The organism is Pannonibacter sp. I15F10I1 (genome assembly GCF_900185665.1).
Lineage (GTDB): Bacteria > Pseudomonadota > Alphaproteobacteria > Rhizobiales > Stappiaceae > Pannonibacter > Pannonibacter indicus.
In genome coordinates, this window is the sequence record NZ_FYAN01000029.1 from 263,940 (window position 1) to 290,336 (window position 26,397).

Genomic DNA, 26,397 nt, shown 5'->3' on the forward strand with positions numbered 1-26,397 from the left:
ATGGGTCTGCTCTTGTCCATGTATCTTCAGGCGCCTCAGGCTGAGGGGCGGTAGAGGCGTCCGCCGATCACCGGCTCGCGCGCCCCCGTCGTATGCGGATAGCTGGTAGGAAGACCTGCCATGAACCGCGCGCCAAGGAAAGCCATTGCCTGCGCTTCCAGGGCATCGCCGTCGATGCCATGCACATCCGAGCTGACCACATCCGCATCCAGCCGCTGCGCCAGCTCCGCCATGATCGTCTGGTTGCGCCGCCCGCCGCCGCAGACGATCCAGCTTTTCGGCGTGCGCGGCAGAAGGGCGGCGGACCGGGCCACAGCCTCCGCCGTGATGGCTGCGAGTGTTGCCGCGCCATCCAGCCACGACAGGCCCTCCACCCATTTCAGCGAAAAGGCATTACGGTCCAGCGACTTGGGGGCAGGCTGGGCGAAATAGGGATGGCGCAGGGCGATTTCCACCCGTGAGGCTTCCACATGCCCTGCCCCGGACCAACGTCCGTCCCGGTCGAAATCACCGAGGCCGGACTGGCGGATCCAATCATCCAGCAGCGCATTGCCTGGCCCGATGTCAAAGGCCATCAGATGCTCGCCGTCGATATAGGTGAGATTGGACACCCCGCCGATGTTGAGGAAGCACAGCGGCTGCTTCAGGCCTGCGGCCAGCGCCCGGTGATAGACCGGCACCAGCGGCGCGCCCTGCCCGCCCGCTTCCATATCCGCCTGCCGCACATCACCCACGACCGGCAGCCCCAGCACATCCGCCAGCTTCTGCGGGTTGCCGAGCTGCACGGTCTCGCCAGCGGCGGGATCATGCCAGACCGTCTGGCCGTGGAAGACGACGAGATCCGGCTTGCGCTCCAGCCGTGCCAGAAAGGCGGCAATGGCCACGGCGTGATCGCGGGTGACGGCTTCGGCCAGACCCGGCCAAAGATCCCTGCGCCTGGGCCCTGCAGCGATGGTGGCCAGAATGGCCGCGCGGGTCTCGGGAGCATAGGCTTCGGTTTCTGCTGGCCCTGCCGACAGCAGCCGTTCCCCGTCTGTCGTGATCAGGGCCATGTCGATACCATCGGCGGAGGTGCCGCTGATCGTGCCAAGCACTGTAATCGGATCCATGGCTGAAACTCCGGTTTGCCGGCGCGGGCGCGGCACTCCCGGCAAGCTGCCGTTCTGCGCGCCTGCTCAGGCTGCGCGGTATTCCGCGCTCGCAATCATGATGTCGGACAGCGTTGCATAGGCTGCCATCCATGCCGAGCGTACCTCAGGTGTAAAGGCTTCGCCAAGGTGGCTCTCGAGTGTCCACAGCAGGGCATCGCCAGCGGCATGATAATGGGCGGCACTGACGCCATAGGTCACATGGCGCTTGGCGAGGGTTTCCAGCTCCGGCAGAAGCATCTGCAGGTTGGACAGCATGCTCACAACCGCCGATAGCGCCTCAAGAAGCCGCAGTTCCTGTGCGGGAAGCGGGCTGCGGAACAACGGGCGCAAGGAAGGAGACAATTCGAAAAGGCGGCCGTAAAAGCCGGAGATGACGGCAGTCCCTTGCGGGCGCAGCCGGTCGAAGCTTGCTTGCACAAGTTGGATCTGCTCAGGCGTCACCTCGACCCCTCCACTGAACCACATCTGCGGTTGGCACAGGCACCGCCCGTAGGAGCGGAGGCGCTGTGATGTAATGATATTACTGCATTATCAATAATAAATATCTCATCGGGAGACAAGCAGTACCAGCGTGAAATGAAGTGTCCGGCGTGAAAAACTATTTCAAACTCATTTTATCATGCCGCGCCAAAGATGGCGTGATCTGACAGGCGCAAGAAGGGGAGTACCTTCGGACTTCCATGGCGGCAGGCAGAGGCCGCGCAACATATGCCTGAACGGCACATGAGCGCTCCTCATACCGGGCACCTTGCGCGCGAACTGCAAATTCAGAGCAGACATTTCCGCACACGATCCTCTTGCAGCTTGTTGGTCCGCAGGACTGGCGCTAACAGTTTCGCCTTACGTCTTTGCAGGGAGGCATATATGGACGGCGAAGAATTCCGCCACTGGTCGCGGCGCGCAGCCGATTGGGGTGCTGACTACAGGGCAGGCCTCAGGGATCGTCCGGTGCGGGCCCAGACAGCCCCCGGCGAAATTGCCGCCCGCATTGCTGCCAGCCCGCCGGAAGAGCCGGAGGCCATGGAGGCGATCTTCCAGAGCTTCGAGGCCGATATCCTGCCCGGCATGACCCACTGGCAGCATCCGCGCTTCTTCGCCTATTTCCCGGCCAATGCCGCGCCGGTCTCCGTTGTTGCCGAGTATCTCGTCAGCGCGATGGCGGCGCAATGCATGCTGTGGCAGACCTCACCGGCGGCAACCGAGCTGGAAGGCCGGGTGACGGACTGGTTCCGTCAGGCGATTGGCCTTCCTGCAGATTTTTCCGGAACGCTGCAGGATACGGCCTCCTCTGCCACGCTGGCTGCCGTTCTGACCCTGCGCGAGCGCGCCCTTGGCTGGCAAGGCAACAGCAAAGGCCTCTCCGGTCAGCCGCGCCTCAGGGTCTATTGCTCGGGCGAGGTGCACACCTCCATCGACCGGGCGATCTGGTTTGCAGGTCTTGGCGCGGACAATCTGGTGCGCATTCCCATCGAAGGGCCGGGGCGGGCGATGAACCCGAAGGCGCTGCAAGCCGCCATCACCGCCGACCGTGAGGCCGGATATCTGCCGGCCGGCATCATCGCCTGCGTGGGCGGCACGGGATGCGGCGGCACGGACGATATCCGCGCCGTGGTGGAGATTGCCGCCCGCGAGGACCTCTACATGCATGTCGATGCGGCATGGGCTGGGTCTGCCATGATCTGCCCGGAATTCCGCGAGTTGTGGGATGGCATTGAGGGCGCAGACAGCATCGTCATCAATCCGCACAAGTGGCTGGGTGCCCAGTTCGATTGCACGGTGCAGTTCCTGCGCGATCCTTCCCAGCAGGTGCGCGCCCTTGCCATCCGGCCGGAGTATCTGAAGACATCCGGTCAGGACGAAATCACCAATTATTCCGAGTGGTCCGTGGTGCTGGGCCGGCGTTTCCGGGCACTGAAGCTCTGGTTCCTGATGCGCGCCCATGGCCTCACCGGCCTGCGTGAAATGATCCGCAATCACGTGGCCTGGTCGGTGGAACTGGCACAGAAACTCGGCGGCGAGCCGGATTTCGAGATCATCACCGATCCCATGCTCTCGCTCTTCACCTTCCGTTACCGCCCGGAACATCTCTCCGGCGATGAGGAGGCCATTGCGGCCGCCAACCGGGCGCTGCTGGAGGCCATCAATGCGGACGGGCGGATCTACCTCACCCAGACGCTGGTAGACGGCCGCTTCGTCCTGCGCTTCCAGGCCGGCCAGTTCGAAACCACCCGCGATGACGTGATGCTGGCCTTTGATGTGATCACCGGCCTTGCGCGCAAAGACGGGTAGTCAGCCATATGCGGCAGTCAGGCTTCATCTGGCCTGCCTGCCGGTTCCGCTACAAGGATACGGCGGAGGCCAAGACTGCAATTTAAGTCAGGAAGCCGGCGTAATCTCAGCAGACAGCTTCATCCCCAAAGCCCGCATCACTCCCAGCAGGGTTGTCAGGCGGGGGTCTCCCTCTTCACTCAGGGACTTGTAAAGCGCGACACGGGTTACACCGGCCTCGCGGGCGACTTCAGTCATGCCGCGCGCCCGGGCAATAATCCCGAGGGCGGAAGCGATAGCGGCGGCATCTCCGCTTCCCAAGGCTTCGTTCAGCAACTCCGCCTGATCAACCGGATCTGTCAGGTGCCCGGCGGCATCGAACGGAAAGGTTTCAAGTGCCATGGTCATTCCTCCAGATCCGCAGCCATCATCTTAGCCTTGCGGATATCGCGGGCTTGGCTGCCTTTGTCTCCCCCGCACAGCAGGATGATCACCACAGCACCCTTGCGGACGAAATAAACGCGATAGCCCGGGCCATAATCGATACGAAGCTCGCCTATGCCATCGAAGAATTTTACATCGCCCAATAAACCACTTTGCACGGTGGCAATCCGGCTTCGGGCGCGCAAGTCTTTCAGCTCAGCAAACCAGCCGCGAAAGACGGCTGTCTGGCGGACTTCGATCATGCGAGGAATATAGTGCCAGCGGCCGGTGGGTGTAAATTATAATTTACACCCACCCTTACCAGCCTTCTGGTGCCCCCTCACCCCGGCAGGTGGAAAGTCTGGCGGAAATAGCGGCGGATGGCGGCCATGGCGGGGGTGAATTCGGCGTTCTTGCGCCAGGCAAGGCCGACATCCATGGAAGGCACGGGATCGCGCAGGTTGATGGTCTCAATGCGGCGGCCCTCCAGCGACCAAGGGCGGTGCACCATGTCGGAGAGGATGGCGACGCCCTGATCATTGGCGACGAGCGAGCGCACCGCTTCCACCGACGAGGTGCGCAAGGTGATATGCGGCTGATAGCCGGACTGGCTCCAGTATTTCAGCGAGCTATGCGAGGCCTCATCCACCGTCAGCATGATGTAGGGCTCTTCCGCCACTTCCCTGAGGCCGACTGAGGGCGCGGACAGCAACCGGTGCTGGCCCGGCACCCAGAGGCGGCGGGCCGAACTCATCAGCTTTTCCGTGGTCAGTTCCGGATTGAGAATGTTAGAGGTCAGCAGCACGGCAATGTCATGCCGGTTGGTCAGAAGCCCCTCCTCGATGGACTCCCGGTTCATCTCCAGCAGCTGAATATCCAGCCCCGGCAGGCGGCGGCGGATCCGCTCGATATGCAGGGGCAGGAAATAGCCCATGACCGTGTAGGTGGCAGCCACCGTCAGCCGCCCGGTCAGCTCGCTGCCCGTCAGCGACAGATGCGTTGCCTCCTCCACCTTGCGCAGGATCTCATAGGCGTGGGAGAGGAACTGCCGCCCGGCCTCCGTCAGCTCCATGCCGTGGGACACGCGCTCGAACAGCGGCGAGCCGACAATCTGCTCCAGCTCCTTGATCGCCGTCGTCACCGCCGACTGGGAGATCGACAGATGAATGGCGGCCTGCGACACCTGCCCCTGCTCCGCCGTCGCCACAAAGTAGCGGATCTGCCTCAGGCTGATCGACATGATTGCACCCCTCCCGTATTTTCCAATCAGAGCCCATCTGATTTTCAGATGGGGCCGCCTTCATCTTGAGCAGCGAGCTGTCAAATTCTGCTCATGATCCGGCATCTTGTTGATTTTTATTCTTTAATTCCCCAGATGCCTGGACATCACTATTCTTCTTTTCAGATAGAGAAACGCAAAACATAAAAATTTTCAAACGCTCTTTTTTCGCCTAGCGTCATCTATGACGAAAACAGAGGCACCCCACTTCCCTGCTCAAAAGGCAGGCAGGCGGTGAAAGGGCGGACATTGGCACTCGAAGCTGTCGACATCAATTGTGATCTGGGAGAGGGCTTCGGCCGCTGGCGCATCGGCGATACCGAGGATGCCGCGCTGATGGGCCTGATCAGCTCGGCCAACATTGCCACCGGCTTTCATGCAGGCGATCCTAACCTGATGGACCGCACCGTGCGCATGGCCGTGGAACATGGCGTCGGCATCGGCGCGCACCCCGGCTACAACGACCTCAAGGGCTTTGGCCGCCGCCGGATCGACGGCACGGCGCGCGAGCTGCTGAACGACATCATCTATCAGGTCGGCGCGCTGCGCGAGTTCGCCCGCCGCCATGGTGCCAGCCTGCAGCATGTGAAGCCGCATGGCGCGCTCTACATGGAGATGGCGGTCAACACCGAACTCTCCCAGCTGTTCATGACCTACATGCAGACCGTGGCGCCGAACGCCTTTGTCTTCTGTATGTCGGGCTCGGCCACCGAAACCGCTGCGCTTGAGGCGGGCCAGCCGGTGATCCGCGAGTTCTATGCCGACCGGGACTATGACAACAGCGGCTCCATCGTCTTCACCCGCGATGTCGGCCGGCCCGACCCGGAAGCCATTGCCCGCAAGGTGGTGCGTGCCTGCAAGGAGGGCGTAGTGACGACCGTCACCGGCACCGACATCAAGGTGCCGTTCGAATCCATCTGCTTCCATTCCGACACGCTGGGCGCGCAGGAGATCGGCCTGGCCATGCGCGAGGGCCTGAAGGCCGCCGGCATCAAGATCATTCCCGTCTCTGAACTCGCAAAAGAAACCTTCCGGAGAAGCGCATGAGCAAGATCGAGATCAGATCGCCCCTTCCGGGCATCTTCTACCGCAAGCCCTCCCCCGATGCGGCAGCTTTCACGCAGGATGGCGCCAGCGTTGGCGAGGCGGATGTGATCGGCCTCATCGAGGTGATGAAGACCTTCCACGAGATCCCGGCAGGCCTGTCCGGCAGCAACATCACCTTCCATGTGGAAGATGCCGAGCCGGTCATGGCGGGGCAGGTTCTGGCCGAGGTTGAGGCATGATGATCCGCTCCCTCCTTGTGGCCAACCGGGGCGAGATCGCCGTCAGGATCGTCAAGGCGGCCAAGGCCATGGGCCTGCGCACCGTGCAGGTCCATTCCGCTGCCGATGCGGACATGCTGGCGGTGAAGCTTGCGGATGAAGCCGTCGATATCGGCCCGCCGTCTGCCGCAAAGTCCTATCTCAACATCGAGCGTGTGGTGACCGCCGCCAAGGAGGCCGGCGTTGATGCGATCCATCCGGGTTACGGCTTCCTGTCCGAGAATGCCGCCTTTGCGCAGGCCGTCACCGATGCGGGGCTGATCTTCATCGGCCCCAGCGCCGAAGCCATCAGCCTGCTTGGCGACAAGGTGAAGGCGCGCGAGGTGGCTGCGGCTGCCGGTGTGCCCACCGTTCCGGGCAGCGACGGGCTGATTGCGGATATCGAGGCCGCCCGTGCCGTCACCGCCCGCACCGGCTTTCCGGTGATGATCAAGGCCGCAGCAGGCGGCGGCGGGCGCGGCATCCGCATTGCCGCCAGCATGGAAGAGTTCGAGCGTCAGTTTCCGCTGGCCTCTGCCGAGGCCAAGGCCGCCTTCGGCGATGGCGGGCTTTACATCGAGAAGGTGATCGAGCGCGCCCGGCATGTGGAAGTGCAGATCCTGGGCGACGGGGTGGACGCAATTCACCTGTTCGAACGCGAGTGCTCGTTGCAGCGCCGCCGCCAGAAGGTCTGGGAGGAAGCCCCCTCCTGCAGCCTGCCGGCTGATATCCGCGATGCCCTGTGCGCCAGTGCTGTCGCGCTCGCAAAATCGGTTGGCTACAAGGGCGCGGGCACAGTCGAGTATCTCTATGACGAGGATGCAGGCGCCTTCTATTTCATCGAGGTGAACACCCGCATTCAGGTGGAGCACCCGGTGACCGAGATGATCACCGGCGTTGATCTGGTGCAGGAGATGATCCGCATTGCGGGCGGCGGAAAGCTGAGCCTGCGGCAGGAGGACATCCGCCTGTCGGGCCATGCCATCGAATGCCGCATCAATGCGGAAGACCCGGCCCGCAATTTCGTCCCCGGCCCCGGCACCATCTCCAGCCTGAGCGTGCCGGAGGGCGAGGGCATCCGCTTCGACACCATGCTCTACGAGGGCTACACGGTGCCGCCCTTCTACGATTCCCTGCTCGGCAAGCTGATCGTGCATAGCACGGACCGGGCGGCCTGCATGACCCGGCTGGAACAGGCCCTCAAGGACCTGAAGATCGGCGGGCTGGCCACCACCGTGCCGCTGCATCTGGCCCTGTGCCGCGATGACAGCGTGCAGACGGGCGCCGTTCACACACGTTTCCTGGAACCCTGGCTCGAAGAGAGCTTCCAGCCGGATGCCGGACTTGAGGAGGTTGCGTAATGGCGATGCGTTACACATTCGGCGGTGACGAGCACCTCTTCGTGGAATGCAGCGAAGACATGTCCCTCGATGCCTTCTTCCAATCCCTGTCCATGACCAATGGCATCCGCGATGCGGGCATCAGCGGCGTCACGGAAATCTGCCCGGCCAATGCCTCGTTTCAGGTGAAGTTCAATCCGGATGTGATCCATCCGGACGATCTCATGCGCGAGGTGAAGGCCATCGAGGCGGCGGCTGCCAAAGCCGAACCGGTGATCCGCACCCGCATCGTCGAGATCCCGGTGTTCTACAACGATCCCTGGACACATGAGACGCTGATGCGTTTCCGCGAGCGCCATCAGGACCCCTCGGGCACCGACCTCGACTATGCCGCCCGGATCAACGGCTATGACACGGTGAGCGATTTTATCACCGCCCATTCCGGCTCGCCCTGGTTCGTCTCCATGGTCGGCTTCGTCTCGGGCCTGCCCTTCATGTACCAGATGGTGGAGCGGCAGCGGCAGATCGAGGTGCCGAAATACCTGCGCCCGCGCACGGACACGCCCCGGCTGACCGTGGGCCATGGCGGCTGCTTCGGCTGCATCTATTCGGTGCGCGGTGCAGGCGGCTACCAGATGTTCGGCATCACACCCATGCCGATCTATGACCCGGCGCAGGAGACGAGCTACCTCAAGGACTTCATGGTGTTCTTCCGCCCGGGCGACATCGTCAAGTTCAAGCCGGTGGACCGGGATGGCTATGACACGGCGGTGGAAGAGGTGGCCAAGGGGCACTTCACCCCGCCGGTCCGCGAGGTGAGCTTCGACCTCACCGAATTCAGCAAGGACATCGACGGCTACAACCAGAAACTGGAGGGCGTCCTCTATGGCGATTAAGGTTCTCCATCCCGGCCTTGCCACCACGGTTCAGGACCTCGGCCGCCCCGGATATTTCCATCTCGGCATTCCCATTGGCGGGGCCATGGACCGGCTGGCCATGCGAGCGGCCAACCTGCTGGTGGGCAACGACGAGGGGGCTGCCGGTCTTGAGGCAGTGTTCATCGGCCCCAAGCTGGAGTTCACCCGCGATGTGACCGTTGCCGTCACCGGTGCGGACATGCCAGTGAAGCTCGACGGCGAGGCCCGGCCCGGCTGGACCGCCTTTGCGGTGAAGGCCGGACAGGTGCTCAGCTTCGACTTCCTGAAATCCGGCGCCCGCATCTGCATTGCCGTTTCGGGCGGCATCGACGTGCCACTGGCGCTTGGCAGCCGCTCGACCTATGCCATCGGCGCCCTCGGCGGCTTCAATGGCCGGGCGATTGCCGCCGGTGACGAGCTGCCGGTGGGAGACGCCGGTGCCAGCACGGACGGGCGGACCATTCCGGAAGACCTGCGCCGCAAGCCGGGCACCCCGGCACAGCTGCGCGTGCTGCCGGGGCTCTACTGGCACCGCATCACGGAAGAGGCGCAGCACGCCTTCTTTGCCGATGAGTGGAAGGTGGCACCGGAAGCCGACCGCATGGGCTACCGCTTCCGCGGCGGACGCCCGCTTGATTTCGTACCGCGCCAGCCGCCCTTCGGCGCAGGCTCGGACCCCTCCAACATCGTCGACAGCTGCTACCCCTATGGCTCCATTCAGGTGCCCAGCGGCAGCGAGCCGATCATCCTGCACCGCGATGCGGTGTCGGGCGGCGGCTACTTCATGGTGGGCACGGTGATTTCGGCGGACATGGACCTTATCGGCCAGCTGCAGCCGAACACCCCCACCCGCTTTGTCCAGGTGGACATGGAGGGCGCCCTGAAAGCCCGCAGGGAACGGGCAGAGCTGATCGGCCGCATCAGGGCGCTTTTCTGACTTCGCATAACAAAAACAAAACGCAACCTTTCAACCGGGGAAGACAACATGACACGCACTGCCTTCAAGGGGCTTTCGGCCTCAATGATCCTGCTTGCCTCGATGGCCCCGTCTCTGGCGGAGACCTGGTATCCCTATGATGCCACCGAGATCACCCCTGCCTTCTCGGCGGACGGCACGCCCTCTGACGTGCAATACACGCCGCTCGAAAAGGCCAGCCAGCCTTACAAGATCTGCGTCTCCTTCCCGCACATGAAGGATGCCTACTGGCTGGGCGTGGACTATGGCGTTGCCGAACAGGCCAGAGACCTCGGCGTCAAGATGACGCTCGTGGAAGCGGGCGGCTACACCGAGCTCGCCAAGCAGATCTCGCAGATCGAGGATTGCGTCGCCGGCGGAGCGCAGGCGGTGGTGATCGGTGCCATCTCCTATGACGGGCTCAACAATCTCGTTTCGGAACTGGCGGCGAAGAACATTCCCGTCATCGATGTCGTCAACGGCATGTCCTCGCCCAAGCTGACGGCCAAATCCCTCGTTTCCTTCTACACCATGGGCTTCGAGACCGGAAAATACCTTGCCGCCAAGCATCCGAAGGGCAGCGATCCGGTGAAGGTAGGCTGGTTCCCCGGTCCTGCGGGCGCCGGCTGGGTGGAAGCCGCCAACAAGGGCTTCATGGACGCGGTGAAAGACTCGGGCCTCACCATTCTGGACCCCAAATATGGCGACACCGGCAAGGAAGCCCAGCTGAAACTGGTGGAGGACGTGCTGCAGGCCGAACCGGACGTGCGCTACATCGCCGGAACCGCCGTCACCGCCGAAGCCGCACAGGGCCTCATCCGCGAGCGCGGGCTGCAGGGCAAGGTGGACCTTCTCGCCTTCTACATGACGCCGGGCGTCTATGAGGGCATCAAGCGCGGCTTCATCGCCGCCGCCCCCGCCGACTCCATGGTCATTCAGGGCCGCATCGCCATCGACCAGGCCATCCGCGCCCTCGAAGGCAAGGAGCTGATCCAGCACGTGGGCCCGAAGATCTTCGTCGTGGACGAGGACAACATCGCCACCGTCTCCAAGACCAGCATCCTACCCCCGGACGGCTTCAAGCCGGTGTTTACGGTGGAGTGATGCGGATGGTGAGGCGCCATTAGTGACATAGCGCCTCACCTCCCCTCAATGATCAGCGGATTCATACATCAGGTTCGAACTCCGCCCGCAATGACGCATTTGCTTTCCGGGAAGACGCCAGCCGCCCCCCTCCCCCTGGTGGGGAGGGGTGAGGGGTGGGGGGGGCTCTGAGCCTGCAACTACTTGAAAGATAGATACTTTCTTCAGAGGGCTAACAGGTGTTCGGGATCATTCGTCTCTGTACCCGGTGGAGACGCTCTCCCCCCCACCCCTTACCCCTCCCCACGAGGGGGAGGGGGGCGGAGAAGCCCCGCCGGGGAAACAGGTTCCGCCACTGCCGCAACAGCCCGGAAGACACCACAGGCACAGTCCTGAAGGAGAATGGCAGATGTCCGTGAACCGGAAGCCGCTCGTCGAGATGACCGGGATTGCCAAGCATTATCCCGGTGTGAAGGCCCTTGATGGCGTGAATTTCACGCTGGAAGCGGGGGAAGTGCATGTGCTGTTCGGCGAGAACGGCGCGGGCAAGTCCACGCTCATCTCGATCCTTGCGGGCGTGAACCAGCCCAGCGCCGGAGAGATCCGCATTGACGGGGAGCCGGTGCATTTTGCAGGCGTGCGCGATGCACAGGCCGCCGGTGTCGGCGCGGTGTTTCAGGAATTTTCGCTCGTGCCCACCATGACGGTGGCCGAGAACATCTATCTGGGCGATGAGCCCCGGCGCGGCCCCTTCATCGACCGGCGTGCGATGGTGCGCGAAGCCCGCGCCCTCTTCACCCGCCTCGGCTTCGATGTGGACGTGAGCCGCCGTGTGCTGTCGCTCTCGCGCGCCGAGCAGCAGATGGTTGAGATCGCGAAGGCGCTGCACCGCAAGGCGCGCATTCTCATTCTGGACGAGCCCACCGCCTCCCTGACGGAGCGCGAGACGGAACGGCTCTTTGCCTTCATCCGCTCCGCCGTGACCGAAGGCGTGGGTGTCGTCTACATCTCCCATCGCATCCAGGAATTTCAGGCCATCGCCAGCCGCATCACCGTGCTGCGCGACGGGCGGCTGATCGGCACGGTGGACGCAAAGGGCATCAGCGAAAAGGCGCTGGTGGAGATGATGACGGGCCGCCCGGTGGACGAGATCTATCCCGCCATTGACCGCGCCGCCGCGCCTGAACCCGTGCTCACCATCCGCGGCCTTCATGCCTGGGGTGTTGAGGGCGTGGATCTTGATATCCGCGCAGGCGAGGTGCTGGGCGTCGCCGGGCTGGTCGGTTCAGGCAAGTCCCGCTGCTTCCGCGCCATGCTGGGCCTCAACCGCATCGAGGCGGGCGAGGTGCGGCTGAAGGGCCGGGACGTGACGGGGCAGCCGGTGCGCCGCCTGCTGCGCGAAGGCATCTTCTACCTGCCCTCGGACCGCAAGAGCGAAGGCCTGGTGCTGGGCGCCACCACCCGCGACAACCTGAAACTGGCGCTGATGGACCGGGCGGACATGCGCAGCGCCGCCGGTCTGCTCTCCCCCTCGCGCCTGTCGGCGGAGGCAGGCCGCATTGGCCGCAAGGTGGATCTGGCGGATGCCTATATGGGCCGCATGGCCTCCAGCCTCTCCGGCGGCAACCAGCAGAAGATCCTCTTCGGAAAGGGCTTTGCCGAAGACCGGGAGATCTACATCTTCGACGAGCCGACCGTCGGCGTCGACATGGGCACGCGCGCCGCGCTCTACCGCATCATCAAGCAGGTGGCGGAAGCGGGAAAGGCGGTCGTCGTCATCTCCTCCGACCTGCATGAAGTGATGCATCTCGCCCACCGGCTCATCGTCTTCTCGCAAGGGCGCATCTCCGCCGAATTTGATCAGACCCAGATTTCCGAAGAGGCGGTTCTGCGCGCCTTCTTCAGCAACGAAAGGCATGCCGCATGACGCTCGACGCCGGGACCGCCCCCATGGCGGCCAGAACGCTGCCCAGCCGCGCAGGCTCGCTTGCGCGGGAAACCTTCCTGCGCACCGGGGTTCTGCCCCTGTTCATGACCGCTGCCGTGGTGATCTTCACCCTCGCCTCGCCGCAGTTCCTGACGCTTGGCAACCTGACCAACGTCGCCCGCCAGTCGGTCTATCTGATCCTTGTGTCGCTGGGGCAGATGACGGTGCTCATCACCGGCGGCTTTGACCTTGCGGTCGGCACCGCCATCGCCATGACATCCGTGGTCTCGGCCATGATGATGGTGCATCTGGCCGGCATCTTCCCCGATGCCGGCTGGCTGGTGATCCTGCCCGGCCTTCTCGCCGGCCTTGCTGCTGCGCTGGCCATTGGCGCCGTCAACGGCTTTGGCGTCGCAAAATTCGGCGTCTCGCCCTTCATCATGACGCTGGGCGTTCAATCGGCCGGAGCGGGCGCCGCCCTGTTTCTGACCGGCGGCGTTCCGGTCGGCAACCTGCCCTATGAGTTCGGCGACCTCTTCGGCTTCGGCCGGGTGGCGGGCGTTCCCGTGCCGGTGCTGGTGGCACTCGTTGCCATTGCGGTGATGTGGGTGCTGATGAACCGCACCCGCACGGGCGCGCGCATCTATGCCATCGGCGGCAACATCAAGGCGGCGCAGCTGTCCGGCATCAACACGGCGCGTACGCTCTTCATCGCCTATCTCATCTGCGCCGCCCTTGCCTCCATTGCCGGCATCCTGCTGACGGCCCGGGTGGAAAGCGGCGAGACCAATCTGGGCGGGACGATTGCCATGGAATCCATCGCCGCCTGCGTCATCGCCGGGGTGTCGCTGCGCGGCGGCATCGGCCGGGTGGAGAATGTGGTGCTGGGCGCCTTTTTCATCGTGCTGGTGCAGAACGGCATGAACATCATGCAGATCGGCTCCTACATGCAGATGGTCCTGCTGGGCGGGCTGCTCATCCTTGCCGTGGTGGCGGACCAGTACCGCTACCGCATGCTGACCGGCGGGCGGTAACACCCGTTCGGGAAGGGAGGGGGCGGCACCACCCACCACCACACTGGCCGCTCCCTCCCGGCCTCCCTGTTGATTGATCTGCCTTAGAACGACGCCGGAGTGTTGACCCACAGGAGCACGGTTTCGCCGCCGCTGAGATTGCGCCAGGAATGCGGGCGGCGGCTTTCAAAGTAGAAGGAATCGCCCGCCTGCAAGGTGATGAAGCGGTCCTGTTCCAGAATGATTTCCAGCGCCCCGGACAGCACATGGACGAATTCCTCGCCCTCATGCGCATAGGCGCCTTCGCTCGACGCGCCGGGGGCGAGCACGAAGCGGTGGCACTCCATCTGGAACGGCCCTTCCGCCAGCACCTGCACCACCACACCGGAGGCCGTCGGTGGCCAGCTGGCCCAGGTGCCGCTGCGCACCAGTGACTCGCCCGTGCTGTTGCCTTCAGTGCCCGTAAGAGCTGCCAGCGTGGTGCCGAAATGCCCGGCCAGATCGCGCAGCGCCTTCAGCGACAGCCCCTGCGAGGTGCGCTCGAAGGTGGACAGCACCGAAGACGACACGCCAATGGCCGCGCTGACCTGCCCGAGCGTCTGCCCGGCCTCGCGCCGCAGATGCCTGAACTTCGGCCCCAGTTGCGGCACAGCGGCACGGCGGGCGGCCTTGCGCTGCCGGGATGGCTTGCCAACTGTTTCCGCCAGCCCCTCGCGGATGGCTGCCGGATTGATCCCCTTTTCCTGCCGCAGCCAGCTGATCTTCTTCAGCTGCTCCACATGCGCCTCGCTGTAGAGCCGCTGGCCCTTGTCCGTGCGCAGCGGCTCGATCAGGCCCTGGCTCTCCCACAGCCGCAGCGTGGAGGCGGACACACCGGCCATGCGTGCCGCTTCGGCGATCTTGAAACGCACCGGTTCTGTCATGGCCTTGCGCCGCTCCGCTGTTCCGAATCTTCAAGACACTCATACCAACTCTCGATGGGCTTGACTCATCGAGAGTTGGTCAAGCCCGTGCGGCGCCTGAGCCTTGTCAAGGCGTGATGCGTCAGCATCTCAGAGCCTTGGTATAAAAAGTGGCACAGGCGGGATTGCAACTCTACAGAAAAAATGTAGAGTTTTATTCCGGTGAAGCGGGCCGGCAGTTTTCATGAGGTCCGCCCTGTCTGGAGATGAAGATGCAGAATTCTCAGATCGCGGCCCGGCGGGCTGCTGCCATTTCGCGCGGCGTCGGCGTGACGACGCAGGTCTATGCCCACAAGGCCGAGAATGCCGAGATCTGGGATGTGGAAGGCCGCCGCTACATCGACTTTGCGGCCGGCATTGCCGTGGTCAACACCGGCCACCGGCACCCAAAGGTGATCGAGGCCGTGAAGGCGCAGCTCGACAGCTTCACCCACACCTGCCACCAGGTCGTGCCTTACGAGAACTACGTGGCACTGGCCGAAAAGCTGAATGCCGCCGTGCCCGGCGACTTTGCCAAAAAGACCATCTTCGTCACCACCGGCGCCGAGGCGGTGGAAAATGCCGTCAAGATCGCCCGTGCCGCCACGAACCGGCCTGCCGTCATCGCCTTCACCGGCGCCTTCCATGGCCGCACCTTCATGGGCATGACGCTGACCGGCAAGGTGCAGCCCTACAAGGCCGGTTTCGGCGCCATGATGCCGGACGTGTTCCACGTGCCCTTCCCCGTCGAGCTGCATGGCGTTTCCGTCGAGGATTCGCTCTCCGTGCTCGACAAGCTGTTCAAGGCCGATGTGGACCCGGCGCGCGTTGCCGCTTTCATCGTCGAGCCCGTGCAGGGCGAGGGCGGCTTCTATGAAGTACCGCGCGCCTTCATGGAGAAGCTGCAGGAGATCGCCCGCAAGCACGGCATCCTGCTGATCGCCGACGAAGTGCAGACCGGCTTTGCCCGCACCGGCAAACTCTTCGCCATGGAGCATTACGGCGTGGTGCCGGACATCACCACCATGGCCAAGGGCCTTGGCGGCGGTTTCCCGATTGCCGCCGTCACCGGCCGCGCCGAGATCATGGATGCCCCTGCCCCCGGCGGCCTTGGCGGCACCTATGGCGGCAACCCGATTGGCGTTGCCGCAGGTCTTGCCGTGCTCGAAGTGATCGAGGAAGAGGGCCTGTGCGAACGCGCCGTCAGCCTTGGCAACCGGCTGAAGCAGCGCCTCTCCGGCCTTGCCGCCAGCATTCCGCAGATCGCCGATGTGCGCGGCCCCGGCTTCATGAATGCGGTGGAGTTCAACATTCCGGGAACCTCGACACCGGACGCAGAGTTCACCAACCGGGTGCGCGAAAAGGCACTGGAGCGCGGCTTGATCCTGCTCACCTGCGGCGTCTACGGTAATGTCATCCGTTTCCTTGCGCCCGTCACCATTCCCGATGATGTGTTCAGCGAGGCGCTGGACATTCTCGAAGCCGCGCTTCTCAGCGCGAAGGAAGGCTGAACCATGACGATTTCCACCTCTCTCCTGTCCCGCCTGAAGGACGCTTCGCTCGTCACTGACAAGGCCTATATCAACGGCTCCTGGCGCTCGGCCAGCGAAAGCGGCGCCACCTTCGAGGTCACCAATCCGGCCAATGGCGAGGTCATCGCCACCCTGCCGGACATGGGCCGCGAGGAAACCGCGCAGGCCATCGACGCCGCCCATGCTGCGCAGGCTGCCTGGGCCGCCCGCACGGGCAAGGACCGCGCGGCCGTGCTGCGCAAGCTCTTCGACCTGATGGTGGCCAATGCCGATGATCTTGCCACCATCCTGACCATGGAAATGGGCAAGCCGCTGGCCGAGGCGCGCGGCGAAATCCTCTATGGCGCCTCCTACATGGAGTGGTTCGCCGAAGAGGCCAAGCGCGTCTATGGCGACACCATCCCCGGCCACCAGCCGGACAAGCGCATCATCATCATCCGCCAGCCGGTGGGTGTGGTGGCGGCCATCACCCCGTGGAACTTCCCCAATGCCATGCTGGCGCGCAAGCTCGCCCCGGCACTGGCAGCTGGCTGTGCCATGGTCTCCAAGCCTGCCGCCGAAACGCCGCTCTCCGCCCTGGCCCTCGCCGTTCTGGCCGAGCGCGCGGGCCTGCCCGCCGGGCTCTACAACGTGATCCTGGGCACCGATGCGCCCGCCATCGGGCAGGAATTCACCAGCAACGCCAAGGTGCGCAAGCTCACCTTCACCGGCTCCACCGAGGTCGGCCGCATCCTGATGCGTCAGGGCGCGGACAACATCATGAAGCTGGGGCTGGAGCTGGGCGGCAACGCGCCCTTCATCGTCTTCGAGGACGCCGACCTGGATGCCGCAGTCGAAGGCGCCATGGTCTCGAAGTACCGCAACAACGGCCAGACCTGCGTCTGCGCCAACCGCATCTATGTGCATGCGGATGTCTATGATGCCTTCGCCGAAAAGCTCGCGGCCAAAGTTTCGGCCATGAAGGTGGGCGACGGTTTCGAGGACGGGGTGAATGCCGGTCCGCTGATCGACGATGCTGCCCTTGCCAAGGTCAACGATCACATCGCCGACGCCACCTCCAAGGGCGCCAAGGTGATGCTGGGCGGCACGGCCCACACGCGCGGCGGCCTGTTCTTCGAGCCGACGGTGCTGACGGACGTGACCCCGGCCATGAAGATCGCCCGCGAGGAGACCTTCGGCCCCGTCGCGCCCCTCTTCCGCTTCAAGACCGAGGCGGACGTGATCGCCATGGCCAACAACACGGAATTCGGCCTCGCCTCCTATTTCTACTCGCGCGATGTGTCGAAGATCTTCCGCGTCGCCGAAGCGCTGGAATACGGCATGGTCGGCATCAACACCGGCCTCATCTCCACCGAAGTCGCCCCCTTCGGCGGCATCAAGCAGTCCGGCCAGGGCCGCGAAGGCTCGCGCTATGGCCTCGAGGACTACACCGAGATGAAATACCTCTGCCTCAGCATCTGAGGACAGGAACAGACGGAAGCACAAATCCCCCGGGGCGGGCACGCTCCGGGGGATTGTGTTTTTCCGGGCGGTTTAAGTCCGGATGCTCCCTGTTCAGCCCCCTCGGCGGGGGCACTGTCGATGAAAACGGGGCCACCGAAAGTGCTCTAGCTTGAGCTCTCGCCGCTCCGGTAGATCAGAATGTCGCCGGGCTGACATTCCAGCACCTCGCAGATCCGCTCCAGAGTTTCGAAACGGACACCCTTGACCTTGCCGGACTTGAGCAGGGACACGTTCTGCTCGGTGATGCCGATCTTCTCGGCCAGTTCCTTTGACCGCATCTTGCGGCGGGCGAGCATGACGTCGAGTTCTATGATGATGGGCATACCGGAAGCCTCAGACGAACTGCTGGTTTTCTTCATGCGCGAGGGCAGCCTCGCGCATCACCCATCCGAGCAGAAGCACAAGCGCGCCCAGAACCAGGAACAGGATCTGCCCGGCTTCCAGCGAGAGTGAAATCTGTTTCTCGCCTTCCGGCAGGTCAAAGGTCATCAACACCGAACTGACTGGATCGAAAACGAAATCCATCGCCCCGAGGACGAGCAGCCACCTGCCGCTCTGCACGATAATGGACAAGGTGCGGCTTGAGAAAAAGTCCAGCTCGGCAAGACGGGCGAAGAGCTGGCGCAGCTTCCACAGCAGCATCAGCACAGCTTCAATGAGGATGACCAGCAACAGCGTGATGCCGATGCGCTGAGGCAGGCTGATCTCAAGAATGACGCGTGAAACGCCGCCGATATCGACCGTTTCCTCCGGGCCGTATCCCAGCAGCCCCGGCGCCAGCAGCACCACGCAGACCAGCATGCCGAACAGGGCGGTGATAGACGCGAGACCGGTCAGAAGCCACTTCATGCCTCCGGAAAAAGACTGGATGCGATGCAGGCGGTGCGCCTGATCGTCACTGGTCCTGAACAGGGAATGAAAGATGCCGGATGCCATGGGAAACGTCCTGATAGGGGCTACTGGGTTCAGTAGTACCGCCCATGCCGGCACCCCGCAATGAGAAAACAATGCGATTGACAAAAAAATATAATTCATTCATTTGAAAATTATCGCATAACGATAAAAAATTGATCTGATCCGTAGTCCCGGTCAGGGAATTCGACTGCCACCCGGCAGCCCGCCGGCCGGATGATGATCGCCTGGAGCAGAGCCCCATGAGTCTTTCCGCTGTTCCCACCGAGCGCCCCTGCGGCCGCCGCGCTCTATACGCCATCGCCGCTGCGCTTCTGTCGATTGGACTGTTCACCGCGGCAGTTTTGGCTGCTGGTCCCCACAGAACGCTGCCGGAAACGGCACACGAGGGTGCCGGATGCCCTGAGATCTGCCCCGGCGGCTTGTGCCGGATCCGTCTTTAAGGGCGCCTGCCAACGAAAATCCAAAATAATGCTGTTGACAAAAAAATTAGAATTATGAATCTAAAAATTATCGTCTAACAGCAATTTTTCACGCAGAAGGCGATATGATTGAAGTCACCCTTCCGCCGCCGGTGAAACTGCCGGCGTTGCGGCGATCAACCGGAGCAGAACTCTCCATGCGTTTTTCCTTTGTTTCCCCGAACCGCTCTGCCGCCCGCACCGGAGTGCGCGGCTTTGCCGCGGCGATTGTCTGCTCGGCTGCATTGCCAGCCTTCGCCGCCGATATGCCCGGCAGCCTGCCGGACTATGAGAACGTCAGCTCGCATGAGCGCAAAAAGCCGCTGTTTGCCGGCAGCTACATGGGCCTTGAGGCCGGTGTGTCCGGCAATACCGACAGGAGCAAGGGCAGCGGCAAGAAGTCCTCGTCGCGGATGGAAGCGGCCTTTGGTCTGTTCGGCGGCTACAACTGGCAGATGGGCAGCGCCATCGCCGGTGTCGAAGGTTCGGCCACCTATCTCGGCAACAAGAAGACAGCGGCGGGAACCGGTGCGCTCAGCGGCGTACGCTCCCATTCGCCCTGGGCGGCGGACATCAAGGGCCGCGTCGGCATGCCGGTGGGCCAGTTCATGCCCTATCTGTCGGCCGGTGTTGCCCTGACGCAGCACACCCATCAGATGCAGGGCTTCAAGGACAAGAAGTCTGTTGCCGTAAGGCCGGTGGTCGGTGGCGGTCTGGAAATGGCCATGACTGACAACATGCGCCTGCGCGCCGACTACACGCTGACGATGGGCAGCAACAAGAAGCAGTCCTTCGGCTCCACCACCTTCAAGGAAAGCTCCACCAATCACCGTCTGATGTTTGGCGCCTCCTACGCCTTCTGATCCCCTCTGGAAGGTAAAAGACGCGCCAGACCGGGCCGCCGCTCCTGCGGCGGCCCGTTGTTTTTGCTGCGATTTTCTGCAGACGCCAGCAGCCCGCCGCAGGTCTTTGGTGCGGTCAGCGCCATTTTTCCCTTGATCTCAACAAACCATCGGCCTATCTGCCTTTCGTCCGCACTGGTGCAGCTGCGGGCCTATCTGACAATCGAGAGAACCATGGACGGCTATTCTAGTCGTGGCGTCCTGAAGCGGGCGCCACTCCAGACAGAACAGATCGCTCCCGGCAAGGGCCGGGTGACCGGCGGCGTCCACGCCTGAGGGCGGCCCCGTTCACCTCTTCCCCCGCCGTGAGGGGTCGCAGGAGGTGAACAATGAACAAGCTCATCTTGTTTCCGCAGGCTGGCCGGCTTCCGCTGGAGCGTGCGATTTTCCCAGCAGCAAAGGCACAGGCCAGCCATTTCCGGCCTGACGTGCGGCAAGGTGCACGGCCTCTCTCCGGCCGCCAGCTGATCTGCCGCTGGTCTGTCCCCCATTCAAACGGCAAGCTCTGCTGCCGCTGGACCACCGAGGACCCGGCGGCAGACGACGGCGCAAGCATGCAATCTGCACGATTGCCGCTTGCACTGCGCCAGCCTCGCCTTACCGGCTGCCTGCGGGCAGCCTGAACCCAGACCGGAGCACTCCCATGGACGACCGACCTAGACGTTGGGCCGCGCGGCATTCGTGCCCCGTGGCCATGCCCCTCAAGCCCATTCCAACTGCCCGCCGGCGTCTGATCCTGCCACCTCGTTGATGGCGGGTCCTCCGCCGGTGGCCGCCTGACCATCGACGGAGTAATGACCATGACCACCCTCATCACTGCCGCTGCCTTCCGCAGCTTCCTTGACCGCAAGGACACCGGCTCCATCAAGGCCGCGCTTGCCGACCGGCATCCGGCAGACATCGCCGCTGTGACCGCAAGCCTCACCCCGGAGGAGATCACGCAGATCCTGCTGCTTCTGCCCGAACGGCGCGAGGCGGAGGTTTTCGGCTATTTCGAGCCCGCCATCCAGGTGGCGGTTGCCGGTCAGCTGAGCCGGTCCGGTCTGGCCCGGCTTGTCACGGCCATGTCGCATGACGAGCGCGCCGACCTTTTCAACCGGCTGACGCCAGATCAGCAGCAGGCGCTGCTGCCCGGGATCGCCCATGCCGAGCGCGAGGATATCCGCAAGCTGGCCTCCTATCCCGAAGGCACGGCCGGCTCGATCATGACCTCCGACTATGCAACGCTGACGCCGGATCTCACCGTCCGCGAGGCCATCGACCGGCTGCGGCAGGAGGCGCCCGACCGGGAGACAATCTACGAAGCCTATGTGGTCGATGATCAGCGTCGGCTGACCGGTGTCGTGTCCCTGCGCGATCTGCTCCTCGCCCGCGACGAGGTGCAGGTGTCCGGCATCATGCGCAAGGGGGTGATCTTCGCCCATGTGCAGGACAAGCGCGACAGCGTGGTGCAGAAGATTGCCGATTACGACCTGCTGGCGCTGCCCATTGTCAATGGCGGCGATGCACTGGCCGGCATTGTCACCGTCGATGACGCCATGGATGCCGCCGAAGCCCAGCGCGGGCGCCGGGTGCTGCAGTTCGGCGGCAACGTCGCTCCCGGCGGCGGTCCTGACCTCGATCTCAGGGCCTCCAGCTTTCTGGAGATGTTCAAGGTCCGCTCTTTCTGGCTGATCATGCTGACTGTCTTTGGCGTGATCACCAGCACCTTCGTCGCCGCTCAGGAGGAGATCCTGAGCCAGGCCATCGTTCTGGCAGCCTTCATCGCCCCGATCGTCGACATGGGCGGCAATACGGGCAGCCAGTCCGCAACGCTGGTCATCCGCGCCATGGCGCTTGGCGACCTCAAGCTGCGCTGGCGGGACATCTGGTTCGTGATCAAGCGCGAAATCCCCGTGGCGCTGACGCTCGGCGTTGTCATTGCCCTGCTTGAGGCCGTGCTGGCCTATTTCAGCAAGGGCGTGGGAGGCGATGTGCTGCTGGTGGTTGGCCTGTCCATGGCCGCCTGCACCGTGCTGGGCGGGCTGATCGGCGCGCTCCTGCCGTTTGCCGCACGCCGCATCGGCACGGATCCGGCCACGCTGAGCTCGCCGATGATCACCTCGATCATGGATCTGCTCGGCGTCTTCATCTACTTCGGCCTCGCCTATGCCTTCCTCGGGCATCTGCTGGCCGGCTGACGGGCAAGGGATCTGGCTGCAGGCTGACGGCTGCAGCCAGTGCTTGCGTTTCGAACAGCGGCCATGCTGCGGCGAGCCGCTACCGGTTTTGAAGAGCACGGCCCCAGCGGCGTGCCGGCCAGCCCGATGCGGCGCTCAATAGGCGATCCTGGCGACGGCGCGCAGTTCGTCCGCCGTTGCAGAACGGAAGCCGAAGAACTCAAGATAGGCCGGGATCTGCTCGAAAAGCATGTCCGTGCCAACCTGAAACTGGCAGCCGCGCTCGCGGGCCGCGGCAAGGAACGGGGTGATCTCGGTTTTCATCACCACCTCGCCGACAAAGGCCGACGGGTCGATGCGAGACACATCCACCGGCAGCGGATCTCCCTCTTTCATGCCGAGCGGCGTCGCATTGACCACCAGATCGTATCCGGCCGGATCGTTCGAGCCGGTGTTGACGGCAAGGCCGGGGTAGGCCTGCCGCAGACGCGTCGCCAGCCCCAGCATCGACGGCTCAAAACCGTCGAACAGGGACAGCTGGGCAACACCCGCCTTGGCCAGGGACGCCGCGATCGCCGATCCAACGCCGCCGGAGCCCACGACCAGAGCCGTTTTGCCCGAAAGCTCCCGGCCTTTGCGCAGCACACCCCGGACAAAGCCTTCCCCGTCGAACATGTCGCCCACCAGCCTGCCATCGGGATCCAGCCGGATCGCATTGCACGCCCCGGCGACCTGTGCCGTCGTTGACGCCTCGTCAAGCAGCGCCATCGTCGTGACCTTGTGGGGCATGGTCACCAGAGCCCCGTGAATGTTCGACAGGCGGAAGACAAGCCTCAGGAATTCGCTGTAGTCCTCCGCCTTGCAGCCCATCGGAACCACGACGGCATCAATGCCATGCTTCTCGAAAAACGGGTTGTAGATCATGGGAGCCCGGAAGGAACCGGTCGGGTATCCGAGATGGACGATCAGTTTGGTATTGCCCGAGATCACGTTTCACCTTTGTGTTTCGCCATAACCCTGGAGCACTCTCGTTAAAAGCTGCGCCGCCGGAAGTGCTCTATCTCTTTGTTCTCCCGCAATTGCGGGGGGCTAATACCAAGGCGCTGAGATGCTGACGCATCACGCCTTGAAATTGCTCAGGCGCCGCACCGGCTTATACCTGACACATTCTAGCCCTCGTAACCCGTCAGGCGCGGCAGGAAGAGAACGATGTCGGGGATCAGTATCATCGCCAGAAGCGCGGCGAGGAGAACCACCAGAAACGGCACCACGTCACGAATGATGTCGCGCAGCGGAATGCCCGTGACCGCATTGATGACAAACAGCAGGATCCCATAAGGCGGTGTGATCAGGCCGATCATGCAGTTCACGACGATCACGACCCCGAAATGCACCAGATCGATCCCCAGAAGGTTGCAGGCCGGAATGAACAGGGGAACGATAACCAGGATGATCGTGGTGGCGTCCAGCAGACAGCCCAGCACGAGCACCAGCGCGCTCACCGCCAGCAGGAATGTCAAGGGTGAGACGTCGACGTCCACGAGGTGGGCGGCCAGTGCTGCGGGAATGTTCTCCGATGCGACGATATAGTTCAGGATCAAGGCGCCGCCGATGACGATGCCGACAGCCGCCGACGACCGCGCACTTTCCACCAGGATCATGTACAGCGTCTTCATCCGCAGCGAGCGGTAGAAGACGGCCGACAGCAGCAGCGCATAGGCGGCGGCAACGGCTGCGGCCTCGGTTGGTGTCGTGACACCGCCATAGATCCCGTAAAGGAGGATCGCCGGCATCAGCAAGGCGGGAAAGGCCCGGCCCGTCACTCTCGGCAGATCACGGAACGGCACCGGTGCCTCGGTGGCGAAACCACGGCGGTGCGAGATCCAGGAATTCATCGCCATCAGCACGGCGCCCATGAGCAATCCGGGCAGAATGCCGCCGAGAAACAACGCTCCGACGGAGGCATTCGAGACCAGCGCGTACAGCACCATCGGGATGGAGGGCGGAATGATCGGGCCGATTGTGGCCGAGGCGGCTGTGATGGCTGCGGCATAGCCTGCAGGAAAGCGGCCATCCTTACGCATCATGCCGATGATGATCTTGCCGATGCCTGCCGCATCGGCCACCGCCGATCCGGACATTCCGGAGAATATCAGCGACGCCATGACGTTGACATGGCCCAGCCCTCCCTTGAAGCGGCCGACGGTGGCGATGCAGAAGTTCAGCAGCCGGTCCGAAATCGTCCCCGCATTCATGATGTTCGCGGCGACAATGAAGAGCGGCACGGCGAGCAGCAGGAAGCTCTGGTAGATGCCGTCCGTCAGTGTCTTGCCGACGATGCCGATGGAAGCTCCCGCCGCCAGCATGTAGGCCATCGAGGCCACGATGATCGCATAGGCGATCGGGATGCCGATCCCGGACAGGAGAAAGAGGGCACCCACCATGATCAAGAGTTCGAAACTCATTGTTTCTTCTCCGCGCGAACCGGCTCTTCATAGGGAGGCATGTGAAGCTCACGATCAGCGCCGTGGCGGACGCAGTCCCAGGCGCGCAGGACATAGCGCAGACCAACTGCCGCGAGGAAGACGAAGTAGATCGAGTACACAGGCAGCATCTTCACCGGCAGGGTCGCCGAGGATTTCAGCCGCAACAGCTTCATCCGGTCATAGGTTGGCCCGATCGAAGACCAGAGAGCTGCGGCGATGATCAGCGCGCCGGTGACCGCCAGAACCGTGCGGGTTTTCCGGCCCGCCATATTGTAGATGATGTCGAAAGTGACGTGGTCACTATCCCGGACGACGAAGGCAATCCCCCAGAAGATCGTCCAGAGCCAGAGCACGAGGATGAACTCGACGGTCCAGCCGAAGGAAGAAGCATCAATGGCATTGCCAAAGGTCGAGACGAACCATTGCGAGCCAACCGCGTAGCGCACGAAAATCTGCAAGATGAACGTGCCGAAAATGGCGGCCATCATCAGCGCGGAAACTCCTTCGGCTATGTTACGGAGTGTGCTGATCACAGCCTTCATTGCGCCCCCTCCTGCTACCAAGGCCATGAGATGCTGCCGCATCAGCCTTGAAACCGCTCATGCGCCGCACGGGCATGAGCAACGCTGAATGAGTCAAACCTTGCTCTTCTGAGCCGGCATCACGCGGCGGTCAGCATGACGCGCGCGGCTTGCTCCGGTTCCGGAACCACCGGCGCAGCGCAGGACGCGTTGCGCCGGTTTCAGGCGGCTCAGTTGCCGAGAGCGTTGACAGCGTCCAGGACGCCTTCCGGCCAGTTGGCGGCAAAGACACTGCTCAGATAGGCCAATTGCACCGCGCTGCGGAATGCGGCGACATCGGGCTCGTAGATATCCATCCCCTTGTCCTTGAGGAAGGTCACCAGCTCTTCTTCCTTGGCAAGCTGTGCAGCCCGGCCACTGGCGGCAGCAGCAACGGCAGCCGCTGTGACCGCTGCCTGCTGTTCCGCAGTCATGCCGTTGTAAACTTCTGCCGAGATGGCAATGAAGTTCCAGTCCACCAGGTGGGATGTCAGAACGATCTGCTTGGTGACCTCGTAGAACTTCGCGTCAACCACGGTTGGCAGCGGGTTGTCCTGCCCGTCAACGGCGCCGGTCTGCAGTGCAGTATAGACCTCGGTGAAGGCCATTGGGACCGGGTTTACACCAAGCGCGCGGCCAAGGAATTGCCACGCATCAGAGCCCGGCATCCGCAGGTTGACGCCAGCCAGTTCGGCTGGGGTCTTCACGTCAATTTCCGAACGGGGCTGGCGCAGGTTCACCTGGCGGCGCCCGAGATACATCGGCGCCAGCAGCCGGATTCCAAGCTCGCTCTCGACCTTCTGCTTGAAAGGATCCATCAGCGGATCGTTGAAGACCCGGACCTGATGTTCTGCGCTCTGCAGCACATACCCGGCAGCGAAGATGGACCATTCGGGAAAGAACGCTGCCAGTTCCTGAGCGGATGTGATCGACATTTCGAGATCGCCGACGGCAATCGCCTCGAGTTCCGCCCCTTGTGCAAACAAAGTGCCGTTCCAGTGCGGCTCAAAGGCCGCAAAACCGGCAACGGCCGGACCGAAGACATTGATCATCGCGACAGCGCGCTGGTCAGTCTCCGAGTTTACAGCGGAAAGCCGAAGCCGGATCTTGTCCTGGGCGAATGCACCGGTGGCGCTGACAGCGAGCACCGTGGCGGCCGCAAGAAGGGCGCGGCGAGTGATGGCAAAAAACATTCTGATCCTCCCTCGGGTCAACGGCCCCGCTCACTCCTTAAGCGGACGAACCCATGAAAGGTTTCGTATCACCGTAGATCGATACGAT

General features: G+C 63.3%; 25 protein-coding genes. 13 read left to right on the top strand and 12 right to left on the bottom strand.

All coding sequences use genetic code 11. The features are described 5' to 3' along the window. Window positions 1–35: 35 nt before the first annotated feature. Window positions 36–1,109: an anhydro-N-acetylmuramic acid kinase gene (locus IF10I1_RS22060; protein WP_186392148.1), complete on the bottom strand. Its 1,074-nt coding sequence runs from the start codon at window positions 1,107–1,109 to the stop codon at window positions 36–38. Between the two features lie 66 nt (window positions 1,110–1,175). Beyond that, the gene (locus IF10I1_RS22065) at window positions 1,176–1,592 is read right to left on the bottom strand and encodes a globin family protein (RefSeq protein ID WP_186392149.1); all 417 of its coding nucleotides are present in this window, start codon (window positions 1,590–1,592) and stop codon (window positions 1,176–1,178) included. Window positions 1,593–2,015: 423 nt separating this feature from the next. Here IF10I1_RS22065 and IF10I1_RS22070 point away from each other — a divergent pair, with 423 nt between their 5' ends. After that, window positions 2,016–3,440 carry a pyridoxal-dependent decarboxylase gene (locus IF10I1_RS22070; RefSeq protein ID WP_186424661.1) on the top strand — a complete coding sequence of 475 codons (1,425 nt, stop codon included), beginning with the start codon at window positions 2,016–2,018 and terminating at the stop codon, window positions 3,438–3,440. A gap of 87 nt (window positions 3,441–3,527) precedes the next feature. On the opposite strand, the gene IF10I1_RS22075 is transcribed toward IF10I1_RS22070, so the two are convergent. From IF10I1_RS22075 to IF10I1_RS22085, 3 genes are all read right to left on the bottom strand, one after another. Beyond that, complete coding sequence (locus IF10I1_RS22075) at window positions 3,528–3,821, bottom strand: addiction module antidote protein (RefSeq protein WP_186392151.1); 294 nt, start codon at window positions 3,819–3,821, stop codon at window positions 3,528–3,530. A 2-nt stretch (window positions 3,822–3,823) separates the two neighbouring features. Then, entirely contained in the window at window positions 3,824–4,105 is a 282-nt protein-coding gene (locus IF10I1_RS22080; RefSeq protein ID WP_186424662.1) for a type II toxin-antitoxin system RelE/ParE family toxin, read from the bottom strand. A 77-nt stretch (window positions 4,106–4,182) separates the two neighbouring features. Next, the gene (locus tag IF10I1_RS22085; protein WP_050472156.1) at window positions 4,183–5,082 is read right to left on the bottom strand and encodes a LysR family transcriptional regulator; all 900 of its coding nucleotides are present in this window, start codon (window positions 5,080–5,082) and stop codon (window positions 4,183–4,185) included. A gap of 288 nt (window positions 5,083–5,370) precedes the next feature. Between IF10I1_RS22085 and IF10I1_RS22090 the strand changes: the two genes are divergently transcribed. The 8 genes from IF10I1_RS22090 (at window position 5,371) to IF10I1_RS22125 (ending at window position 13,681) form a co-directional block, all read left to right on the top strand. Next, window positions 5,371–6,168: a 5-oxoprolinase subunit PxpA gene (locus tag IF10I1_RS22090; protein WP_186392152.1), complete on the top strand. Its 798-nt coding sequence runs from the start codon at window positions 5,371–5,373 to the stop codon at window positions 6,166–6,168. Continuing rightward, window positions 6,165–6,407 (top strand): acetyl-CoA carboxylase, encoded by a 243-nt coding sequence (locus IF10I1_RS22095; protein WP_050472158.1) that lies wholly within the window; start codon window positions 6,165–6,167, stop codon window positions 6,405–6,407. Before IF10I1_RS22090 ends, IF10I1_RS22095 begins: the two co-directional genes overlap by 4 nt. Further along, window positions 6,404–7,786, top strand: coding sequence for an acetyl-CoA carboxylase biotin carboxylase subunit (locus IF10I1_RS22100; protein WP_186392153.1), 1,383 nt, complete (start codon window positions 6,404–6,406; stop codon window positions 7,784–7,786). Before IF10I1_RS22095 ends, IF10I1_RS22100 begins: the two co-directional genes overlap by 4 nt. Then, entirely contained in the window at window positions 7,786–8,661 is an 876-nt protein-coding gene (locus IF10I1_RS22105; RefSeq protein WP_050472160.1) for an allophanate hydrolase subunit 1, read from the top strand. Before IF10I1_RS22100 ends, IF10I1_RS22105 begins: the two co-directional genes overlap by 1 nt. Beyond that, window positions 8,651–9,619 (top strand): biotin-dependent carboxyltransferase family protein, encoded by a 969-nt coding sequence (locus IF10I1_RS22110; RefSeq protein ID WP_186392154.1) that lies wholly within the window; start codon window positions 8,651–8,653, stop codon window positions 9,617–9,619. The genes IF10I1_RS22105 and IF10I1_RS22110 overlap by 11 nt, the downstream gene beginning before the upstream one ends. Before the next feature lie 48 nt (window positions 9,620–9,667). Beyond that, window positions 9,668–10,741 carry a TMAO reductase system periplasmic protein TorT gene (gene torT, locus IF10I1_RS22115; RefSeq protein ID WP_186392155.1) on the top strand — a complete coding sequence of 358 codons (1,074 nt, stop codon included), beginning with the start codon at window positions 9,668–9,670 and terminating at the stop codon, window positions 10,739–10,741. 388 nt (window positions 10,742–11,129) lie between these two features. After that, on the top strand, window positions 11,130–12,647 hold the full coding sequence (locus IF10I1_RS22120; protein ID WP_186392156.1) for a sugar ABC transporter ATP-binding protein: 1,518 nt from the start codon (window positions 11,130–11,132) through the stop codon (window positions 12,645–12,647). A 23-nt stretch (window positions 12,648–12,670) separates the two neighbouring features. Next, window positions 12,671–13,681: an ABC transporter permease gene (locus IF10I1_RS22125; RefSeq protein WP_123195580.1), complete on the top strand. Its 1,011-nt coding sequence runs from the start codon at window positions 12,671–12,673 to the stop codon at window positions 13,679–13,681. 83 nt (window positions 13,682–13,764) lie between these two features. Here IF10I1_RS22125 and IF10I1_RS22130 read toward each other — a convergent pair whose 3' ends face one another. After that, the gene (locus IF10I1_RS22130) at window positions 13,765–14,583 is read right to left on the bottom strand and encodes a MerR family transcriptional regulator (protein WP_186392157.1); all 819 of its coding nucleotides are present in this window, start codon (window positions 14,581–14,583) and stop codon (window positions 13,765–13,767) included. A 251-nt stretch (window positions 14,584–14,834) separates the two neighbouring features. Between IF10I1_RS22130 and IF10I1_RS22135 the strand changes: the two genes are divergently transcribed. Together IF10I1_RS22135 and IF10I1_RS22140 are read left to right on the top strand one after the other, a co-directional pair. Then, window positions 14,835–16,112, top strand: a complete 1,278-nt coding sequence (locus IF10I1_RS22135; protein WP_122521079.1) for a 4-aminobutyrate--2-oxoglutarate transaminase — start codon at window positions 14,835–14,837, stop codon at window positions 16,110–16,112. Window positions 16,113–16,115: 3 nt separating this feature from the next. After that, window positions 16,116–17,594, top strand: a complete 1,479-nt coding sequence (locus IF10I1_RS22140; RefSeq protein WP_186392158.1) for an NAD-dependent succinate-semialdehyde dehydrogenase — start codon at window positions 16,116–16,118, stop codon at window positions 17,592–17,594. A gap of 146 nt (window positions 17,595–17,740) precedes the next feature. On the opposite strand, the gene IF10I1_RS22145 is transcribed toward IF10I1_RS22140, so the two are convergent. Both IF10I1_RS22145 and IF10I1_RS22150 read right to left on the bottom strand, forming a co-directional pair. Beyond that, window positions 17,741–17,959 (bottom strand): helix-turn-helix transcriptional regulator, encoded by a 219-nt coding sequence (locus tag IF10I1_RS22145; protein WP_050472167.1) that lies wholly within the window; start codon window positions 17,957–17,959, stop codon window positions 17,741–17,743. Between the two features lie 10 nt (window positions 17,960–17,969). After that, window positions 17,970–18,671, bottom strand: a complete 702-nt coding sequence (locus IF10I1_RS22150; protein ID WP_186392159.1) for a DUF2975 domain-containing protein — start codon at window positions 18,669–18,671, stop codon at window positions 17,970–17,972. Between the two features lie 496 nt (window positions 18,672–19,167). On the opposite strand from IF10I1_RS22150, the gene IF10I1_RS22155 reads away from it, so the two are divergent. Beyond that, window positions 19,168–19,872 carry an outer membrane protein gene (locus tag IF10I1_RS22155; RefSeq protein ID WP_186392160.1) on the top strand — a complete coding sequence of 235 codons (705 nt, stop codon included), beginning with the start codon at window positions 19,168–19,170 and terminating at the stop codon, window positions 19,870–19,872. Between the two features lie 839 nt (window positions 19,873–20,711). Further along, on the top strand, window positions 20,712–22,091 hold the full coding sequence (gene mgtE / locus IF10I1_RS22160) for a magnesium transporter (protein ID WP_186392161.1): 1,380 nt from the start codon (window positions 20,712–20,714) through the stop codon (window positions 22,089–22,091). Window positions 22,092–22,226: 135 nt separating this feature from the next. Here the strand turns inward: mgtE and IF10I1_RS22165 are convergent, their stop codons facing one another. The 4 genes from IF10I1_RS22165 to dctP form a co-directional block, all read right to left on the bottom strand. Then, the gene (locus IF10I1_RS22165) at window positions 22,227–23,060 is read right to left on the bottom strand and encodes a shikimate dehydrogenase (RefSeq protein WP_186392162.1); all 834 of its coding nucleotides are present in this window, start codon (window positions 23,058–23,060) and stop codon (window positions 22,227–22,229) included. Window positions 23,061–23,239: 179 nt separating this feature from the next. Beyond that, window positions 23,240–24,535, bottom strand: coding sequence for a TRAP transporter large permease (locus IF10I1_RS22170; protein ID WP_186392163.1), 1,296 nt, complete (start codon window positions 24,533–24,535; stop codon window positions 23,240–23,242). Continuing rightward, window positions 24,532–25,098, bottom strand: a complete 567-nt coding sequence (locus tag IF10I1_RS22175) for a TRAP transporter small permease (RefSeq protein WP_094462430.1) — start codon at window positions 25,096–25,098, stop codon at window positions 24,532–24,534. The genes IF10I1_RS22170 and IF10I1_RS22175 overlap by 4 nt, the downstream gene beginning before the upstream one ends. A 209-nt stretch (window positions 25,099–25,307) precedes the next feature. Continuing rightward, window positions 25,308–26,309 carry a TRAP transporter substrate-binding protein DctP gene (gene dctP / locus IF10I1_RS22180; RefSeq protein WP_186392164.1) on the bottom strand — a complete coding sequence of 334 codons (1,002 nt, stop codon included), beginning with the start codon at window positions 26,307–26,309 and terminating at the stop codon, window positions 25,308–25,310. Window positions 26,310–26,397 lie beyond the last annotated feature (88 nt).

Excerpts from the sequence above, each read along its gene's own strand:
- IF10I1_RS22145 (WP_050472167.1), bottom strand. The coding sequence starts at position 17,959 with ATGCCCATCATCATAGAACTCGACGTCATGCTCGCCCGCCGCAAGATG.
- IF10I1_RS22075 (WP_186392151.1), bottom strand. The coding sequence starts at position 3,821 with ATGGCACTTGAAACCTTTCCGTTCGATGCCGCCGGGCACCTGACAGAT.
- IF10I1_RS22095 (WP_050472158.1), top strand. The coding sequence starts at position 6,165 with ATGAGCAAGATCGAGATCAGATCGCCCCTTCCGGGCATCTTCTACCGC.
- IF10I1_RS22100 (WP_186392153.1), top strand. The coding sequence starts at position 6,404 with ATGATGATCCGCTCCCTCCTTGTGGCCAACCGGGGCGAGATCGCCGTC.
- IF10I1_RS22150 (WP_186392159.1), bottom strand. The coding sequence starts at position 18,671 with ATGAATTATATTTTTTTGTCAATCGCATTGTTTTCTCATTGCGGGGTG.
- IF10I1_RS22060 (WP_186392148.1), bottom strand. The coding sequence starts at position 1,109 with ATGGATCCGATTACAGTGCTTGGCACGATCAGCGGCACCTCCGCCGAT.
- IF10I1_RS22170 (WP_186392163.1), bottom strand. The coding sequence starts at position 24,535 with ATGAGTTTCGAACTCTTGATCATGGTGGGTGCCCTCTTTCTCCTGTCC.
- IF10I1_RS22175 (WP_094462430.1), bottom strand. The coding sequence starts at position 25,098 with ATGAAGGCTGTGATCAGCACACTCCGTAACATAGCCGAAGGAGTTTCC.
- torT (WP_186392155.1), top strand. The coding sequence starts at position 9,668 with ATGACACGCACTGCCTTCAAGGGGCTTTCGGCCTCAATGATCCTGCTT.
- IF10I1_RS22125 (WP_123195580.1), top strand. The coding sequence starts at position 12,671 with ATGGCGGCCAGAACGCTGCCCAGCCGCGCAGGCTCGCTTGCGCGGGAA.
- dctP (WP_186392164.1), bottom strand. The coding sequence starts at position 26,309 with ATGTTTTTTGCCATCACTCGCCGCGCCCTTCTTGCGGCCGCCACGGTG.
- IF10I1_RS22080 (WP_186424662.1), bottom strand. The coding sequence starts at position 4,105 with ATGATCGAAGTCCGCCAGACAGCCGTCTTTCGCGGCTGGTTTGCTGAG.
- IF10I1_RS22130 (WP_186392157.1), bottom strand. The coding sequence starts at position 14,583 with ATGACAGAACCGGTGCGTTTCAAGATCGCCGAAGCGGCACGCATGGCC.
- IF10I1_RS22120 (WP_186392156.1), top strand. The coding sequence starts at position 11,130 with ATGTCCGTGAACCGGAAGCCGCTCGTCGAGATGACCGGGATTGCCAAG.
- mgtE (WP_186392161.1), top strand. The coding sequence starts at position 20,712 with ATGACCACCCTCATCACTGCCGCTGCCTTCCGCAGCTTCCTTGACCGC.
- IF10I1_RS22110 (WP_186392154.1), top strand. The coding sequence starts at position 8,651 with ATGGCGATTAAGGTTCTCCATCCCGGCCTTGCCACCACGGTTCAGGAC.
- IF10I1_RS22085 (WP_050472156.1), bottom strand. The coding sequence starts at position 5,082 with ATGTCGATCAGCCTGAGGCAGATCCGCTACTTTGTGGCGACGGCGGAG.
- IF10I1_RS22105 (WP_050472160.1), top strand. The coding sequence starts at position 7,786 with ATGGCGATGCGTTACACATTCGGCGGTGACGAGCACCTCTTCGTGGAA.
- IF10I1_RS22135 (WP_122521079.1), top strand. The coding sequence starts at position 14,835 with ATGCAGAATTCTCAGATCGCGGCCCGGCGGGCTGCTGCCATTTCGCGC.
- IF10I1_RS22155 (WP_186392160.1), top strand. The coding sequence starts at position 19,168 with ATGCGTTTTTCCTTTGTTTCCCCGAACCGCTCTGCCGCCCGCACCGGA.
- IF10I1_RS22140 (WP_186392158.1), top strand. The coding sequence starts at position 16,116 with ATGACGATTTCCACCTCTCTCCTGTCCCGCCTGAAGGACGCTTCGCTC.
- IF10I1_RS22070 (WP_186424661.1), top strand. The coding sequence starts at position 2,016 with ATGGACGGCGAAGAATTCCGCCACTGGTCGCGGCGCGCAGCCGATTGG.